At 39.9% G+C, this 14549-nt stretch carries 20 protein-coding genes and 1 pseudogene; 3 read left to right on the top strand and 18 right to left on the bottom strand.

What is annotated here, in order from left to right; all coding sequences use genetic code 11:
- Positions 1-4 precede the first annotated feature (4 nt).
- The 7 genes and pseudogenes from trxB to AAFQ93_RS05375 form a co-directional block, all read right to left on the bottom strand.
- Positions 5-916 (bottom strand): thioredoxin-disulfide reductase, encoded by a 912-nt coding sequence (gene trxB, locus AAFQ93_RS05405; protein ID WP_045762918.1) that lies wholly within the window; start codon positions 914-916, stop codon positions 5-7.
- Between the two features lie 65 nt (positions 917-981).
- A complete protein-coding gene (locus AAFQ93_RS05400) occupies positions 982-1206 on the bottom strand; it encodes a DUF4059 family protein (RefSeq protein WP_000960970.1) in 225 nt (74 codons plus the stop codon).
- Between the two features lie 79 nt (positions 1207-1285).
- Positions 1286-2029: an amino acid ABC transporter ATP-binding protein gene (locus tag AAFQ93_RS05395; protein WP_045762917.1), complete on the bottom strand. Its 744-nt coding sequence runs from the start codon at positions 2027-2029 to the stop codon at positions 1286-1288.
- Entirely contained in the window at positions 2029-2829 is an 801-nt protein-coding gene (locus tag AAFQ93_RS05390) for an amino acid ABC transporter permease (protein WP_045762916.1), read from the bottom strand. The genes AAFQ93_RS05395 and AAFQ93_RS05390 overlap by 1 nt, the downstream gene beginning before the upstream one ends.
- A 156-nt stretch (positions 2830-2985) precedes the next feature.
- Entirely contained in the window at positions 2986-3342 is a 357-nt protein-coding gene (locus tag AAFQ93_RS05385; protein WP_375555776.1) for a Spx/MgsR family RNA polymerase-binding regulatory protein, read from the bottom strand.
- Between the two features lie 15 nt (positions 3343-3357).
- A pseudogene (locus AAFQ93_RS05380) lies at positions 3358-3867 on the bottom strand (methylated-DNA--[protein]-cysteine S-methyltransferase); the annotation flags it as partial.
- Entirely contained in the window at positions 3860-4360 is a 501-nt protein-coding gene (locus AAFQ93_RS05375; RefSeq protein ID WP_375554871.1) for a GNAT family N-acetyltransferase, read from the bottom strand. The gene AAFQ93_RS05375 and the pseudogene AAFQ93_RS05380, both read right to left, overlap by 8 nt.
- A 134-nt stretch (positions 4361-4494) precedes the next feature.
- On the opposite strand from AAFQ93_RS05375, the gene AAFQ93_RS05370 reads away from it, so the two are divergent.
- Together AAFQ93_RS05370 and AAFQ93_RS05365 are read left to right on the top strand one after the other, a co-directional pair.
- Entirely contained in the window at positions 4495-4950 is a 456-nt protein-coding gene (locus tag AAFQ93_RS05370; protein ID WP_045762912.1) for a DUF1836 domain-containing protein, read from the top strand.
- Positions 4940-5587 carry a hemolysin III family protein gene (locus tag AAFQ93_RS05365; protein WP_375554870.1) on the top strand — a complete coding sequence of 216 codons (648 nt, stop codon included), beginning with the start codon at positions 4940-4942 and terminating at the stop codon, positions 5585-5587. Before AAFQ93_RS05370 ends, AAFQ93_RS05365 begins: the two co-directional genes overlap by 11 nt.
- Before the next feature lie 29 nt (positions 5588-5616).
- Here AAFQ93_RS05365 and pdxT read toward each other — a convergent pair whose 3' ends face one another.
- The 6 genes from pdxT to AAFQ93_RS05335 all read right to left on the bottom strand — a co-directional run bounded on the left by pdxT (position 5617) and on the right by AAFQ93_RS05335 (position 9483).
- The gene (pdxT, locus tag AAFQ93_RS05360; protein WP_375554869.1) at positions 5617-6189 is read right to left on the bottom strand and encodes a pyridoxal 5'-phosphate synthase glutaminase subunit PdxT; all 573 of its coding nucleotides are present in this window, start codon (positions 6187-6189) and stop codon (positions 5617-5619) included.
- Entirely contained in the window at positions 6190-7065 is an 876-nt protein-coding gene (gene pdxS / locus AAFQ93_RS05355; RefSeq protein WP_223339211.1) for a pyridoxal 5'-phosphate synthase lyase subunit PdxS, read from the bottom strand.
- Positions 7066-7202: 137 nt separating this feature from the next.
- Positions 7203-7835: a Pr6Pr family membrane protein gene (locus tag AAFQ93_RS05350; RefSeq protein WP_375554868.1), complete on the bottom strand. Its 633-nt coding sequence runs from the start codon at positions 7833-7835 to the stop codon at positions 7203-7205.
- Positions 7836-7837: 2 nt separating this feature from the next.
- Positions 7838-8176, bottom strand: a complete 339-nt coding sequence (locus tag AAFQ93_RS05345) for a zinc ribbon domain-containing protein YjdM (protein WP_375554867.1) — start codon at positions 8174-8176, stop codon at positions 7838-7840.
- Positions 8177-8314: 138 nt separating this feature from the next.
- Complete coding sequence (cmk, locus tag AAFQ93_RS05340; RefSeq protein ID WP_045762908.1) at positions 8315-8986, bottom strand: (d)CMP kinase; 672 nt, start codon at positions 8984-8986, stop codon at positions 8315-8317.
- An 8-nt stretch (positions 8987-8994) separates the two neighbouring features.
- Complete coding sequence (locus AAFQ93_RS05335) at positions 8995-9483, bottom strand: SAG1386/EF1546 family surface-associated protein (protein ID WP_000410178.1); 489 nt, start codon at positions 9481-9483, stop codon at positions 8995-8997.
- 45 nt (positions 9484-9528) lie between these two features.
- Between AAFQ93_RS05335 and AAFQ93_RS05330 the strand changes: the two genes are divergently transcribed.
- On the top strand, positions 9529-9726 hold the full coding sequence (locus AAFQ93_RS05330) for a ferredoxin (protein ID WP_301559159.1): 198 nt from the start codon (positions 9529-9531) through the stop codon (positions 9724-9726).
- A 105-nt stretch (positions 9727-9831) separates the two neighbouring features.
- On the opposite strand, the gene AAFQ93_RS05325 is transcribed toward AAFQ93_RS05330, so the two are convergent.
- The 5 genes from AAFQ93_RS05325 to AAFQ93_RS05305 form a co-directional block, all read right to left on the bottom strand.
- Positions 9832-10779: a glycosyltransferase family 2 protein gene (locus AAFQ93_RS05325; RefSeq protein WP_301559158.1), complete on the bottom strand. Its 948-nt coding sequence runs from the start codon at positions 10777-10779 to the stop codon at positions 9832-9834.
- The gene (gene galE, locus AAFQ93_RS05320; RefSeq protein ID WP_301559157.1) at positions 10763-11782 is read right to left on the bottom strand and encodes a UDP-glucose 4-epimerase GalE; all 1020 of its coding nucleotides are present in this window, start codon (positions 11780-11782) and stop codon (positions 10763-10765) included. The genes AAFQ93_RS05325 and galE overlap by 17 nt, the downstream gene beginning before the upstream one ends.
- A gap of 103 nt (positions 11783-11885) precedes the next feature.
- Positions 11886-12983, bottom strand: coding sequence for an FAD-binding oxidoreductase (locus AAFQ93_RS05315; RefSeq protein ID WP_301559156.1), 1098 nt, complete (start codon positions 12981-12983; stop codon positions 11886-11888).
- Positions 12984-12999: 16 nt separating this feature from the next.
- Entirely contained in the window at positions 13000-13797 is a 798-nt protein-coding gene (locus AAFQ93_RS05310; protein WP_375554866.1) for a Nif3-like dinuclear metal center hexameric protein, read from the bottom strand.
- Positions 13784-14461 (bottom strand): tRNA (adenine(22)-N(1))-methyltransferase TrmK, encoded by a 678-nt coding sequence (locus AAFQ93_RS05305; RefSeq protein ID WP_375554865.1) that lies wholly within the window; start codon positions 14459-14461, stop codon positions 13784-13786. The genes AAFQ93_RS05310 and AAFQ93_RS05305 overlap by 14 nt, the downstream gene beginning before the upstream one ends.
- Between the last annotated feature and the right edge of the window lie 88 nt (positions 14462-14549).

Here is a 14549-nt window from a genome sequence, read left to right as displayed (position 1 = left end):
CTTTTTAACTATGTTCAGTAATATATTTATAAGCTTCTTGACCTGCAATAGCGCCATCTCCAACTGCAGTTGTGACTTGACGAAGGTCTTTTTGACGAACATCACCAACAGCAAAAATACCTGCAACACTTGTCTTCATGTGGTCATCTGTCACAATCCAACCTGCTTGGTCTCGAATCTGCAACTCTTGGACAAAGTCACTAACAGGGTCTAAACCAACATAGATGAAGACACCACCAAAGGCTTGTTCTGTCACTTGTCCTGTTTTAACATTTTCAATGGCAACCGACTCAACACGGTTTTCACCCTTGATTTCTTTGACAACCGAATCCCAAATGAAGTTGATTTTTTCATTGGCAAAAGCACGATCTTGCAAGACCTTTTGGGCACGTAGTTCATCCCGACGGTGAACAATGGTAACAGATTTTGCAAACCGTGTTAAGAAGATAGCCTCTTCAACTGCGGAGTCACCTCCACCTACGACCAACAAATCTTGGTCGCGGAAAAAGGCTCCATCACAAACCGCACAGTAAGAAACACCACGGCTATTGAGTTCTTCTTCACCTGGAACACCTAAGAGACGATGTTTAGAACCAGTCGCTACGATAACTGTGCGCGTTTCATAAACTTGGTCGTCAGTTACGACTTTTTTGAATTCGCCATGGTCCTCAACATTTTCAACGAAGCCATAGAGATGCTCAACACCTAGATTTTCAAGAGGTTCAAACATTTTTTCAGCCAATTCTGGGCCACTGATATTGGCATAACCTGGATAGTTTTCAATGTCAGAAGTATTATTCATCTGACCTCCTGGAAGGCCTCCTTCAATCAAAGCCACTTTCAGATTACTGCGTGCTGCATACAAGGCTGCAGTCATCCCAGCAGGACCTGCACCGATAATAATCGTATCGTACATTCTCTTTCCTTCTTTCTTGTTGTAACTATTTTTATTCTAACGAATTAAATCCCATTTTACAACTATTAAGCCTTGAGAACCAACAAGATGCTCATGGTTGCAAATGACAATACTGGAATTGTTAAAACTCCAATCATAATCATATCGTAGAGATGGGCTTGACGTGCTTTAGCAGTTTTGTCAACCCCAGACAGAGCTCTAAGTCCAATCCAGAGTCCCAAAATAATCAAGACCAGTAGAATTGTCAACACTAAACTCTCTAAATACAAAGCAAATAGCTGAACTAGCATGCTCTCTCTCGTTTCTATTAATTTTAAAGAGCAAACCCAGTTAGCCTAGCCAACTGAGTCTTTCTTATCTTCTATTATATCAAATATAGGTCCGTTTGTAACTAGCAAAGAATTCTTTTGTTCGTTCTTCTTTAGGATGATTGATAATCTCATCTGGTGTTCCAGACTCAATAATCTTTCCTTTATCCAAGAATAAAACCTTATCAGCTACTTGAGAAACAAAGGACATATCGTGACTGACCAAAATCATAGTTTGACCTGATTTGGCAGCATTAGCAATAGATCGTTCTACCTCACCAACTAATTCTGGATCAAGGGCTGAAGTAGGTTCATCCAAGAGCAAGATTGCTGGCTTCATGGCCAAAGCACGCGCCAAAGCTACCCGTTGTTTTTGCCCACCTGATAAGTGGCGAGGATAGTGCTGTTGACGATCTGAAAGACCAACCTTAGCCAGCTCTTCTTTAGCAATCTTAGTTGCTTCTTCGTCGGATAATTTCTTGACAACTACCAAACCTTCCTTGACATTGTCTAGAGCTGTTCTACGTTCAAATAAGTTGAACTGTTGGAATACCATAGATAACTTGCGGCGGAGAGTCAAGATTTCATCTTGAGTAATTTGAGAAAAATCAACTTTGAAATCATCAATCTGAATGCTTCCACTATCAGGTGTTTCCAGATAATTTAGGCTACGAAGAAAGGTTGACTTCCCCGCTCCTGATGAACCAATCAAAGCCACTACTTCCCCTTTTTGAATATCTAAATTCAGATGATCCAAGACGGTTTGACCTGAAAAGGATTTGCTTAAATTTGAAATCTTAATCATTAGCGAAGGTCTCCTTTCACATCTGTTTTCACATTATCTGGTGCTTCGATTGCCATTTTTCTCTCAATAAAGCGACCAAGATTTTCAATAGCGATATTTACCACCCAGTATACAAGGGCAACTGAGATGAAACGTTCGAAGTAACGGTAGTCGGCACCGCCCAAAATCTGAGCTTGGGCAAAGACTTCTACAACACCCGCACTAAAGGCTAGGGAAGTCCCCTTAGTCAAACCGATTAGGGAGTTAATCAAGGTTGGAGTCGCTACTACCGCTGCATTTGGAATAATGACTCGACGATAAACTTGTGCACGTGTCATTCCAAGACTACGAGCAGCTTCAATCTCTCCAGGATTAACAGAAAGAATAGCGGCACGGATAGTTTCACTAGCGTAAGCTGCTTCGTTAAAGGCAAAAGCTACAATGGCAAAAGCTGCAGCCGGAATCGCATTGATATTAAAAGCAGTTCCCCATTGTTGATTCAACGCTTTTAATGCTAGAGGAATTCCATAGTAAGTCAACATCAGCTGCACTAGGATTGGTGTCCCTTTTAAGAAACTAACAAAGAATGCTTGTAATGGATAAAGAATTCTAACGCGATTAATTTTTACAATAGCAAAAACCAAAGCCAAGATGATACCAAAAAAAGCACCAAATACTGTCAACATCAATGTTGTTGGCAATTGTTGTACAATTCTTGGAATCCCATCAAAGACAGAACGAAAACTAAATAGTTTACCGTCTGGAATATACTGCATCAAGTTTTGGTACCAATCTGATGCTAAAAGTGTTGTAACATTCATAGAAACATCCTCTCCTGATAATGAATCATTCTATCATACTTCTGCCTAGATTTAAAATATTTGCTACGTGCAGAAGAGACTTTGTCTACCTACTAGTTTATCATACTTTAAAAGTGTAAGGTTATATATTTTACCTATCAAGGAGATAGAAAAAAACTATTTCAAATCCAAGTTGTCGTAGGTTTTACGATAGCCAATTTGTTTAACAACACCATTCTCCACTAATATTGGACGTTTTAATAACATACCATCACTGGCCAAGAGTTTGGCTGCTTCTTTTTTGGATAAAGTCCCAACCTTATCTTTTAAGCCCAGTTCACGGTATTTAATTCCACTGGTATTGAAAAATTGCTTCAACTCAAATCCTGAAGTTTCAAGCCAATTTAAAATGACCTCTTCACTCGGAGTTTCTTCTACAATATGAACATCTTTATACTCTAGCCCGAGTTGATCTAACTCCTTTTTCGCTTTCTTACAAGTTGTACATTTTGGGTATTCGATAAATTCTAACATTTTCTTTTCTTTCTGTTCTTTATTCTCTTGAAATGCTGCACCTTCATGCTTTAAGAGCCAGGCCTTCTTGTCAATTCCTGAAGCATAGCCTGTTAGACGTCCTCCAGCACCTAGCACACGGTGACAGGGGACAAGAATAGACCAGGGATTGCGACCTACTGCTCCTCCGATTGCTTGGGCAGAAGCTACTTGCAAGTCCTTAGCTATTTGTCCATAGGTAACAGTCTGGCCTAAAGGAATTTCCCGCAAGTAGTTCCAAACTCTTTTTTCGAAGTCACTACCGATAGGAGCCAAAGGTAACTGAGACAAATCTTGATTTTGTCCTTTAAAATAAGCATCTAAACAGCTAGCAATTTGATTTAAAATGGGATGACTTTCCACCTCAACTAGATTACCTAGCGACAAACCTCGCTCAAAATGGCTCTGTGCTTCAACCCATATCCCAAACAGATAGTGATCATCTGCCACCAGAGATAAGGTTCCAATCGGAGACTTGTATAACATCTTTGCATACTTTTTAGACATTCGATTTTAATTTTTGATAGGCCAAACGTTCCCCATCTACTGGAACTTTACCAACTTGTTTAAAACCTAGCTTCTCAAAAATATGTTGCATAGCTTTATTCTTAGCGTGCGTATCTGAACGAAAATCCAAGTAATCAAAGCCTTCAATCAAGCCTTCCAAGAAGGTCTGGGCAACACCTTGCCCTTGCACATCACTAGCGACAGCAATACGGTGAAAAACTAGATACTCTGACTCTCTTCCTTCCCAGCTTCCATCATAAATGGCTTCATAGGCTTTTTCTGGACTCTTGGTTACTGCTGCATAAGCTAAGAGTTCTCCTTCTTCCAGGGCTACATAAGCCTGACCTGAGATAATATCTTCGATGATCGTGTCGGCATTTGGGTAACCATTTTGCCATTGGGTGCTACCAGCTTCCGCCAAGCTTTTTTTAGCTTCCTCAATCACCTGCATAATTGCATCTACTTCGTTTGGAAAGGCTAAACGAATTTCCATCTTATCTCCTCTTTTCTGACTAGTTTCTCTCATCATAGCATAATTTAAGGCTTTCTACAAGCAGTTAAAACTTGACTTTTTATTTCTATTATTTTATAATCTAGTTATCAAAACTAGATAAACAGGAGTTGGAAATGAAATCTACTTTTTCCTACCCAGAATGGGACGAAATTCCAAACATTGATCTCTATTTGGATCAGGTCCTACTTTATGTAAATAAAGTTTGTTCCCCTATTTCTCTTGCTAAAGAGAAAGGTTTAACTGCATCAATGGTGAACAACTATGTCAAACACGGCTATATCACCAAACCTGAAAAGAAAAAATACCAACGCAAACAAATCGCCCGATTGATTGCTATCACAACGCTCAAGTCTGTTTTTTCAATCCAGGAAATTGCTCAAACCCTAAACACCCTACACACAGAGACTAACTCACAAGAACTTTACAATGCTTTTGTGGACTATATGAATGAAGACCTAGACCCAGCTAATCCAATCATTCAAGCAAGCTGTCAAACGGTCAAACTTTATCATCAAACACTAGCACTAGTCTATACAGAAAATGAAGAGGAGGAAACAAATGAATACTAGTTTTAAACTCAGTAAACGCCTTAGTTTTGGAGAAGAAATAGCAAACAGTGTCACCCATGCTGTAGGGGCACTTATCATGCTGATTTTGCTCCCTATCTCATCGACATATAGTTATGAAGCTCATGGATTTTTATCATCGATTGGTGTGTCGATTTTCGTTATTAGCCTCTTTCTCATGTTCCTTTCATCGACCATCTATCATTCTATGGCTTATGGTTCCACTCATAAGTATGTCTTGCGCATTATCGACCATTCCATGATTTATGTTGCGATTGCAGGTTCTTATACTCCTGTCGTTTTGACCTTGATGAATAACTTGTTTGGTTACCTGATTATTGCTATCCAGTGGGGAACAACTATTTTTGGTATTCTTTATAAAATCTTTGCCAAAAAAGTCAATGAAAAATTTAGTCTAATTCTCTACTTAATCATGGGTTGGTTAGTTGTGGCTATCCTACCAGCAATCATCAGTCAAACAAATCCAATCTTTTGGACTCTTATGGTATCAGGTGGTCTTTGCTATACAGTTGGTGCTGGATTTTACGCTAAGAAGAAACCATACTTCCACATGATCTGGCATCTCTTCATCCTAGCAGCTTCTGCTCTCCAATACATTGCCATTGTTTATTACATGTAAAAATAGGCCGGGAAAATCCCGACCTATTTTTATTTGCACATGTTGATAAAGTATTGATGCAAGCGAAGATCATTTGTCAATTCAGGATGAAAGGAGGTCACTAGCATATTCTTTTCTTGAGCAGCAACGATTTGATGATTCACTACTGCCAGAACATCAACACCCTTACCAACTTCACTAATAATAGGTCCACGGATAAAGGTCATGGGAATTTTGCCAACACCCTTACATTCTGCTTCGGTATAAAAGCTTCCTAGCTGACGTCCATAGGCATTGCGCTCAACTACTATATCCATAGTCGCCAGATGACTTTCCTCTTGAGAAGTGATTTGACTCGCTAGCAAAATCAAACCGGCACAAGTTCCAAAGACTGGTAAGCCATTGAGAATAGCTTCTCTTAGAGGAAGTAGCATCTGCTGGTCACGTAGGAGTTTTCCCATAGCTGTTGACTCACCGCCAGGTAAAATCAATCCTGACAGAGTACTCTGATGCTGCTGAAAATCTTCTAGGTTTCGCAGTTCAATACTTTCAACTCCTAGTTGAGCAAGCATTTTCTCGTGTTCTACAAAGGCACCTTGCAAGGCCAATATTCCGATTTTCATCTATTTTCCTCGCTCAGCCATGAGAATTTGGATTTCATTCTCATTGATACCAACCATGGCTTCTCCTAAGTCTTCAGAGATTTGAGCTAAAATTTGAGGATTCTGATAGTTTGTAACTGCCTTGACAATTGCTGCTGCACGTTTAACAGGATCACCTGATTTGAAAATCCCTGAACCAACAAAGACACCTTCTGCACCTAGCTGCATCATAAGAGCAGCATCTGCAGGTGTTGCAACCCCTCCAGCCGCAAAGTTCACGACTGGTAGTTTTCCATGTTCGTGAACGTATTGAACTAATTCTACAGGTACTTGGAGTTCTTTTGCTGCGACATAGAGTTCATCTTCACGTAGATTTTGAATGCGACGGATTTCTTGATTCATCATACGCATATGGCGGACTGCCTGAACGATGTCTCCTGTTCCAGGTTCCCCTTTTGTACGGATCATCGATGCTCCTTCAGCGATACGACGCAAGGCTTCTCCTAGATCTTTAGCACCGCAAACAAAAGGAACTTGGAATTCTTTCTTATCCACATGGAAACGATCGTCAGCTGGAGATAGCACCTCACTCTCATCGATATAGTCAATCTCGATGGCTTCTAAGATCTGTGCTTCAACAAAATGCCCAATTCGAACCTTGGCCATAACTGGAATGCTGACTGCGTCTTGGATTTCCTTGATCATCTTTGGATCGCTCATACGAGAGACACCACCAGCTGCACGAATATCAGCTGGGATTCGCTCCAAGGCCATAACAGCTGCCGCACCTGCAGCCTCTGCAATTCTTGCTTGTTCAGGGTTTTGAACATCCATGATGACGCCACCTTTAAGCATCTGTGCCAAATTTTTATTTAATTCATAACGATTTTCAGTCATTTTCTCTTCCTCAATAGTTGTATTGGTAGCTACAATTTTATTTTAAGGTAGAAATGACTCAAGTACAAGATAAAAAAAATCGATTTGTCCGGGTACAATTATCTCAATCATTAAAAAAGTACCCATATAAGGTACTCTTATTTCTTAGATTTTTTAATGTTTTTAACAAGATAAAACAGATATCCTGAAACCATATAGGCAACAAAGATAGTAGCTGCCCATCTAAAGACAAAGCCCCAACCATGTTTGGTAGCATTCAAAAAGAAATAAGGGAAGGGACTATCCTTAGCGTTAGGGACATCCATCTTTAGAACAAAACCGTTTAAGATGGCAAAAATCATATAAAACAAAGGAAGGCTGGTCCAAAGCATGGGATCAAACCACTTATATTGACGACTCTTATCAAAAATAATTGTATCTGCTAAAAACCAGAGAGGTACGATATAATGACAAAGGAAATTTTCCAAACGGTAAAAATCTGTCGTCAAGGGAGCTAGCATGAAATGATAGATGACACAAGTAATCATAATACTCATAGTGACACCACCCTTGAGTCGCAAAAGACTTGAACTTTGCCAATGGTCACCCTCACGTCGCATCTTTAACAAAAGATAACCTGTAAAAATGACAACCAAAAGGTTGGAAAGGACTGTATAGTAAAGCAACATCCCTAAACCACCACGTTTGGTAATTTCCAGATAGACGCCTGTAAATGCTGCGAAAAACATGAAAGAGCGACTGAAAAAAATTATTTTATTCCAAGCAGTCATGATTAGATCTTTTTAACAAATTCTGATTTTAATTTCATAGCACCAAATCCATCAATCTTACAATCGATGTTGTGGTCACCTTCAACAATACGGATGTTTTTAACACGTGTCCCTTGCTTAAGGTCTTTTGGAGCACCTTTTACCTTAAGGTCTTTGATCAAGGTTACTGTATCACCGTCAGCCAATTTATTTCCATTAGCATCGATGGCAACAATGCCTTCTTCAACCTCAGCTTGCTCAGCAGGATTCCATTCATAAGCACACTCTGGGCAGACTAGCAAGGCTCCGTCTTCATAGACATATTCTGAATTACATTTTGGGCAATTTGGTAGATTGTTCATTTTATCTCCTTCTATTTTCATGATGGTTTGATTGTCAAATTTTCGTTAACAAAGACTATTATACCTTAAAATTAAAAATTTGACAAATTGCTAAAAAACCGACTCACCACTATCGTGGTAAATCGGTTAAAATTTCAATTAAAAATGTTTGACTGCTTCTGATTTAATTTTTTCGACAACTTCTAAAATACTTAGCCCTGTTGTGTCCAAATAGATTGCATCATCAGCCTGCTTAAGAGGAGAGGTTTCACGATGACTATCTTTATAATCACGCGCAGCAATCTCTTCTTTCAAAGTTTCCAAATCTGTTTCGATCCCCTTTGAAAGATTTTCCTTATAACGTCGTTCTGCACGTTCATCCACTGAAGCAACAAGAAAAATCTTCAATTCAGCCTTAGGCAAGACCACTGTACCAATATCTCGACCATCCATGACGATTCCACCTTGTTGGGCAATTTCTTGTTGAAGGGCTACCAATTTTTCACGAATAGCTGGAATGGCTGCAAAAGCAGATACAGCATTAGTTACTTCATTTTCTCGAATTGGATTTGTCACATCAACATCTCCAACAAAAACAAGCTGTTCTCCTGTTTCAGCACGACCAAAGCTAATCGGATATTGTTCCAATAATTCAAGAAGTCGAGAAGACTCTTCTGGACTTACTTGGTTGTTCAAAGCGATGTAAGTCGCAGCACGATACATGGCACCTGTATCCAAGTAGGTATATCCAAAGTCCTTAGCGATAATCTTAGCTACTGTACTCTTCCCACTGGATGCTGGTCCATCAATGGCAATCTGAATTGTTTTCATTCTAACTCCTATCTTGTCTTAAGGACATCACCAGGATTTGCAAACCAAGTACCTGAAGACATATGACCAGGGTTCAAGGCTTCAAGTTGAGCAATAGAAATGCCTGCTCTAGCTGCAATAGCTGCCTCACCTTCACCTGCAAGGACAGTAATGGTTCCTTCAGCATTTGTATGTTCCTCTGAACTACTTGAAGAAGTTGATTCTGCTTCAGAACTTGATGCTTCAACTGAACTACTTGAAGATGTTGAAGATACTTCCTCTACCTTAGGCGCAGAAGAATCATGAAAATCTTTCAAGGCTGCCGTACGATCACTTCCACCAGATGACAGGTAGATTAGAATAGCAATCATTCCGACAACGATAACAAAGAAAATACAAGCCAAAATCGTTAAAATACGATTAGCTCCTACTCCTGATTCCTTATTTCCTCTGCTTCTGCGTTCCGAACGACTTTCCTCGATATCGTAAATATCTTCTTGCCATGGTTCCTTTTCCATACCTTACTCCTTGTTTTTTTTCTAATTTCTTATTACAATATAAATATGAAAATCACACTTATACCTGAACGATGCATTGCCTGTGGGCTATGCCAAACCTATTCTGATTTATTTGATTACCATGATAATGGTATTGTGCGTTTCTATGATAATCCTAATCTACTAGAGAGAGACGTCCCAGCTAGTGAAGAGCTACTGGAAGCTGTGAAACAGTGTCCCACTCGCGCGCTCATCAAAGATTAATTTGTCATCAGTGGCGATTCGATTTCCAAATCCCACTTCCTCTAGTTTAGCATATTTTTCCAGAAAATTATAGTCTTTTGAAGGACTTATTTTTAGTAAATCTTATCATGACTCACTCTGTTCTTTTATCAGATAGAGGGGTCTTTTTTTCGTTTCCATATAAATTTTACTGATATATTTTCCGAGAATCCCAATCGTCAATAATTGGACACCACCAAGAAATAGAATGACAGCCATCAGAGAGGTCCAACCAGAAGTTGGATTGCCCAGTACGAGAGTACGAACAACTACAAACAATGTCATCACCAAAGCCAGAAAACACGACGAAAGACCAGCAACAAAAGCTAATATCAAAGGAAAATCTGAAAAATTCACAATCCCTTCAATAGAGTAGAAAAAGAGTTGTCTAAAACTCCAACTTGTCTTACCTGCCTGCCTTTCAACATTAGGATACTCTAGATAGTGAGTACGGAAACCAACCCAGGCAAAGAGTCCTTTGGAAAAGCGATTGTATTCTGTCAATTCCAACACTGCATCCACAACGGATCTTCTCATCATCCGAAAATCACGGACACCCGATGGAAGAGCTACTGGGCTAATTTTTTGCATAAAACGATAAAAAAGATCGGCGCAGAAACTACGTAAAAAGGGTTCACCCTCTCGACTAGTTCTCCGAGTTCCCACACAGTCCAAATCTGGATTCTGATCTAGTAGTCCTTTCATCTCAAGCAAGAGGCTTGGTGGATCCTGAAGGTCTGCATCCATAACCACCACCAAATTTCCTGTTGCTTGTTGTAAACCTGCATATATGGCCGCTTCCTTCCCAAAATTTCGCGAGAAAGAGATATAATGTACTGCAGGATTTTTCTCTCGATAAACCTTTAGAACGTCCAAAGTCTTATCAGTCGAACCATCATCTACAAAAATGTATTCGATTTCTGTTTCCAAATCTGGGATCAGTGTTTCAAGAGTTTGATAAAAAAGAGGAAGTACTTCCTCTTCGTTTAAACATGGGACTATGATTGAAATCATCATCTTAGTCTTCAAATCCATTTGGATGCTTGCTTTGCCAACGCCATGCGTCTTCACACATTTCTGTAATACCAAGTTCTGCTTCCCATCCTAGCTCTTCCTTAGCTTTTGCTGGATCTGAGTAGCAAGCTGCGATATCACCCGGACGACGTTCAACGATACGGTAAGGAATTGGACGTCCGACTGCTTTTTCCATATTTTGGATAATTTCAAGCACAGAGTAACCTTTTCCTGTACCAAGGTTGTATATGTTTAGACCTGAACCTTTTTGAAGCTTCTTAAGGGCTGCAACATGTCCTTTTGCTAGGTCAACAACGTGGATATAGTCACGTACACCTGTTCCATCTTCAGTATCGTAGTCATCCCCAAATACTTGAACTTGTTCCAACTTACCAACTGCGACTTGTGTAACATATGGAAGAAGGTTATTTGGAATACCGTTTGGATTTTCACCCAAATCACCACTCTTATGTGCACCAATTGGGTTGAAGTAACGAAGTAAAACAACGTTCCATTCTGAATCAGCTTTATAGATATCTGTCAAGATTTCTTCAAGCATTAGCTTGGTACGACCATAAGGGTTAGTAGCTGAAAGTGGGAAATCTTCTAAGATTGGGACTGTATGAGGATCTCCATAAACAGTTGCTGATGAACTGAAGATGATATTCTTACAGTTTGTCTCTTCCATAACTTTCAAGAGACTGACAGTTCCAGCGATATTGTTATCATAGTAGGCAAGAGGGATACGTGTAGATTCCCCTACAGCCTTCAAACCAGCAAAATGGATGACGCCTGTTGGTTCTTCATGTTTGAAAATATCACGAAGTGTTTCCGTATCACGAATATCAGCTTCGTAAAAAGGAATTTCTACCCCAGTGATTCTTTCGACTACTTCAAGACTTTTACGACTACTATTTACCAAATTATCCACGACAACTACTTGGTGTCCAGCTTGGACCAGTTCGATGACGGTGTGAGTTCCGATAAAACCAGCTCCACCCGTTACCAGAATTTTTTCTTGCATTTTTTTTCCTCAATTCTTGGATTATTTTTTTCATTTTACCATTTTTGATAGGGAAAGTCATTTACTTTCCTAAGACTATCGTAAAATCTAAGTAAAAGATTTACTATTGTTTCTTTTTAATGTATCTTTCAGTCGGATAATCTGCTGGATTTAATACTCCACTTCTCCCCTGAAGCATTTGGACTAGATGATAACCGATTATGGGACCAGTCGTTAACCCTGAAGATCCTAAACCGCTCGCTGTATAGACTCCTGATAAGTTTGGAACCTGTCCGAAAAATGGAGAAAAATCACTTGTATAAGCACGAATCCCAACACGTTCTCCAGATAAAATTGCCTCAGCCAGGGCTGTATAAAATGGACTCGCCGCCTCCGCCATTCGTTGGAGCAAATTCTCATCAACTGTTAGGTCAAATCCCATATCATTTTCATGGGTAGCTCCTAGAGATAACTTACCGCCGGGAAATGGTATCAAATCCCACTCACCTTCCGGCATAACAACAGGGTAATCTCCCATGTCTTGTTCCACTTGGTAATCTCGGAGTTGCCCCTTTTGAGGACGAACATCCACCTCATAGCCTAAAGGCTCCAAAATGTGTCCAAGCCAAGCTCCTGTGGACAAGATAACTTGGTCAAACATTTGATTGTCTATTTGATAACCCGAAGCTAAGGGTTTTAGACTGACCTCTTTCTTTACGACCTTCACTTGACTGGCTTCCAGTAATCGATTCACTAGGAGTTGCCCATCTACTCGAGCTCCACCAGAAGCATAGAGTAAACGTTCAAATCCCTCTAGACCGGGAAATAAATTACTAGCAGACGCTTGGTCCAAAATGGCTAATTCTCCAATCAAGGGAGATTCATCTCTACGTTGCAAGGCTAGTTCATAGAGTTCTTCCAGTTTAGACTCATCCTTTTTGAGAAGGAAGACTCCTGAGCGCTGGTAGAAATCAACTTGTTGACCAGTTTTTTCTAAATCAGCTAATAAATCTACATAAAAGTCTGCTCCTAGGCGAGCCATCTTGTACCAAGCTTTATTACGTCGTTTAGAGAACCAAGGACTGATGATTCCTGCCGCTGCCTTGGTAGCTTGTCCGTACCCATGATCAAAGACAGTTACTTCGACATCTGCTTCCTTAGAGAGATAGTAGGCAGCTGTTGCCCCTACAATTCCTGCTCCTACAATGGCAACTTTTTTCATTGTCTTTACCTTCTAACTAGATATGATGGAATGGATTGGTAGAAGCCTGACTTGCGACTACTTCTAGCGACCAAGCATTCTCTTCCTTCCATTCGTTCAAGAGCGCTGCAATTCTTTCCACAAAAAGCACTTCGATATAGTGTCCCGGATCTAGAGCTAACAAACCATCTGACAGCATATCTTGGGCAGTATGATAATAAATATCACCAGTGATATAAAGATCTGCTCCTTTTGCTAAAGCATCAGAATAGAAAGATTGCCCACTGCCACCACAGATAGCAACTCTTGAGATTGTTTTTTGCAAATCAGTCTCTTGATAATACACCATACGAAGGCTATCTAGACCAAAGACTTCCTTAACATGGTCAGCAAATTCCTTAAATTTTTGAGGTCTAATAGTTCCAATACGGCCAATCCCACGTTCAGGACCTGTTTCCTGTATATAGGTTGTATCTTTAATATCTAACAGTTGGCAGAACCAGTCATTGAGACCATTTTCAACAATATCAATATTAGTATGACTGACGTAGACGGCGATATCATGCTTGATGAGATTGATATAAATATGATTTTGAGGACGACTAGCTACCAAGTCCTTAATCGGACGAAAGATAGGTGCGTGCTTAACGATAATCAGATCAACACCCTTGTCAATAGCTTCAGCGACTGTCTCTTCACGGATATCAAGAGCAACCATGACCTTTTGAATTTCCTTGTCTAGGGTGCCAATTTGCAGACCACGACTATCACCTTCCATAGAAAATTCTTGTGGGCAATAGACTTCATAACGCTTAATCACTTCACTTGCTTTCATGGAGCACCTCCTTAATGGCTTGAATTTTATCTGCTAGAACCTGACGTTCTTCTTGATTTTTTTCTGGAATTTGACTAAGGGCAAACTCAAGCTTAGCAGCTTCTTTTTGCCATTTTTGGATGAAGACTGGACTGACTTCTTTGGACAAGAAGGGGCCAAAGCGGACATCAGTTGCTGATAGATTCATTTTACCAGCTTCTGCAACTATGATCTCGTAGAATTTCCCAGCTTCTTTTAGAATACTTTCTGCTATGATTTGAAAACCATGCTCTTGTAACCAAGAACGCAACTCATCTTCACGATTATTGGGTTGAAGAATCAATCGCTCAACATTGGCAAGTTTATCTAATCCCTCTTCTAAGATCGTAGCAATCAAACGACCACCCATTCCAGCAATAGTGATGACAGATACCAGATCACTTTCTTCGAAAGCTGCTAAACCATTAGCTAAACGAACTTGAATTTTTTCAGTCAAGCCATGACTCTCAACATTTTTTACTGCAGATTGATAGGGACCTACCACTACCTCTCCTGCAATGGCACGCTCAATGTGCCCTTTTTCAACCAATTCAATGGGTAGATAAGCATGATCGCTTCCTACATCTAGCAAAACGGCTCCTTGGGGAACAAAAGAAGCCACCGTTTCTAATCTCTTCGAAATCATTTTTTCTCACTTTCAAAAACTCTATTTCCCTTTATTATACCATATTTTATCTGGCAATCCTGCTCCTAAAAAGACCGCAATCATGGAT

It is taken from the genome of Streptococcus nidrosiense, from assembly GCF_042140045.1.
GTDB classification, from domain to species: domain Bacteria; phylum Bacillota; class Bacilli; order Lactobacillales; family Streptococcaceae; genus Streptococcus; species Streptococcus nidrosiense.
Note: the sequence above shows the minus strand (reverse complement) of the source record. Positions and strands in the feature narration are given on the sequence as shown.

Bases quoted from the DNA above. Each gene is read 5' to 3' on its own strand.
- AAFQ93_RS05315 (WP_301559156.1), bottom strand. From the start codon at position 12,983: ATGAAAAAAGTTGCCATTGTAGGAGCAGGAATTGTAGGGGCAACAGCT.
- trxB (WP_045762918.1), bottom strand. From the start codon at position 916: ATGTACGATACGATTATTATCGGTGCAGGTCCTGCTGGGATGACTGCA.
- AAFQ93_RS05365 (WP_375554870.1), top strand. From the start codon at position 4,940: ATGAATACTAGTTTTAAACTCAGTAAACGCCTTAGTTTTGGAGAAGAA.
- AAFQ93_RS05375 (WP_375554871.1), bottom strand. From the start codon at position 4,360: ATGGAAATTCGTTTAGCCTTTCCAAACGAAGTAGATGCAATTATGCAG.
- AAFQ93_RS05390 (WP_045762916.1), bottom strand. From the start codon at position 2,829: ATGAATGTTACAACACTTTTAGCATCAGATTGGTACCAAAACTTGATG.
- galE (WP_301559157.1), bottom strand. From the start codon at position 11,782: ATGCAAGAAAAAATTCTGGTAACGGGTGGAGCTGGTTTTATCGGAACT.
- AAFQ93_RS05385 (WP_375555776.1), bottom strand. From the start codon at position 3,342: ATGTTAGAATTTATCGAATACCCAAAATGTACAACTTGTAAGAAAGCG.
- AAFQ93_RS05350 (WP_375554868.1), bottom strand. From the start codon at position 7,835: ATGACTGCTTGGAATAAAATAATTTTTTTCAGTCGCTCTTTCATGTTT.
- AAFQ93_RS05395 (WP_045762917.1), bottom strand. From the start codon at position 2,029: ATGATTAAGATTTCAAATTTAAGCAAATCCTTTTCAGGTCAAACCGTC.
- AAFQ93_RS05330 (WP_301559159.1), top strand. From the start codon at position 9,529: ATGAAAATCACACTTATACCTGAACGATGCATTGCCTGTGGGCTATGC.
- AAFQ93_RS05310 (WP_375554866.1), bottom strand. From the start codon at position 13,797: ATGAAAGCAAGTGAAGTGATTAAGCGTTATGAAGTCTATTGCCCACAA.
- AAFQ93_RS05335 (WP_000410178.1), bottom strand. From the start codon at position 9,483: ATGGAAAAGGAACCATGGCAAGAAGATATTTACGATATCGAGGAAAGT.
- AAFQ93_RS05305 (WP_375554865.1), bottom strand. From the start codon at position 14,461: ATGATTTCGAAGAGATTAGAAACGGTGGCTTCTTTTGTTCCCCAAGGA.
- cmk (WP_045762908.1), bottom strand. From the start codon at position 8,986: ATGAAAACAATTCAGATTGCCATTGATGGACCAGCATCCAGTGGGAAG.
- AAFQ93_RS05345 (WP_375554867.1), bottom strand. From the start codon at position 8,176: ATGAACAATCTACCAAATTGCCCAAAATGTAATTCAGAATATGTCTAT.
- AAFQ93_RS05325 (WP_301559158.1), bottom strand. From the start codon at position 10,779: ATGGATTTGAAGACTAAGATGATGATTTCAATCATAGTCCCATGTTTA.
- AAFQ93_RS05400 (WP_000960970.1), bottom strand. From the start codon at position 1,206: ATGCTAGTTCAGCTATTTGCTTTGTATTTAGAGAGTTTAGTGTTGACA.
- pdxS (WP_223339211.1), bottom strand. From the start codon at position 7,065: ATGACTGAAAATCGTTATGAATTAAATAAAAATTTGGCACAGATGCTT.
- AAFQ93_RS05370 (WP_045762912.1), top strand. From the start codon at position 4,495: ATGAAATCTACTTTTTCCTACCCAGAATGGGACGAAATTCCAAACATT.
- pdxT (WP_375554869.1), bottom strand. From the start codon at position 6,189: ATGAAAATCGGAATATTGGCCTTGCAAGGTGCCTTTGTAGAACACGAG.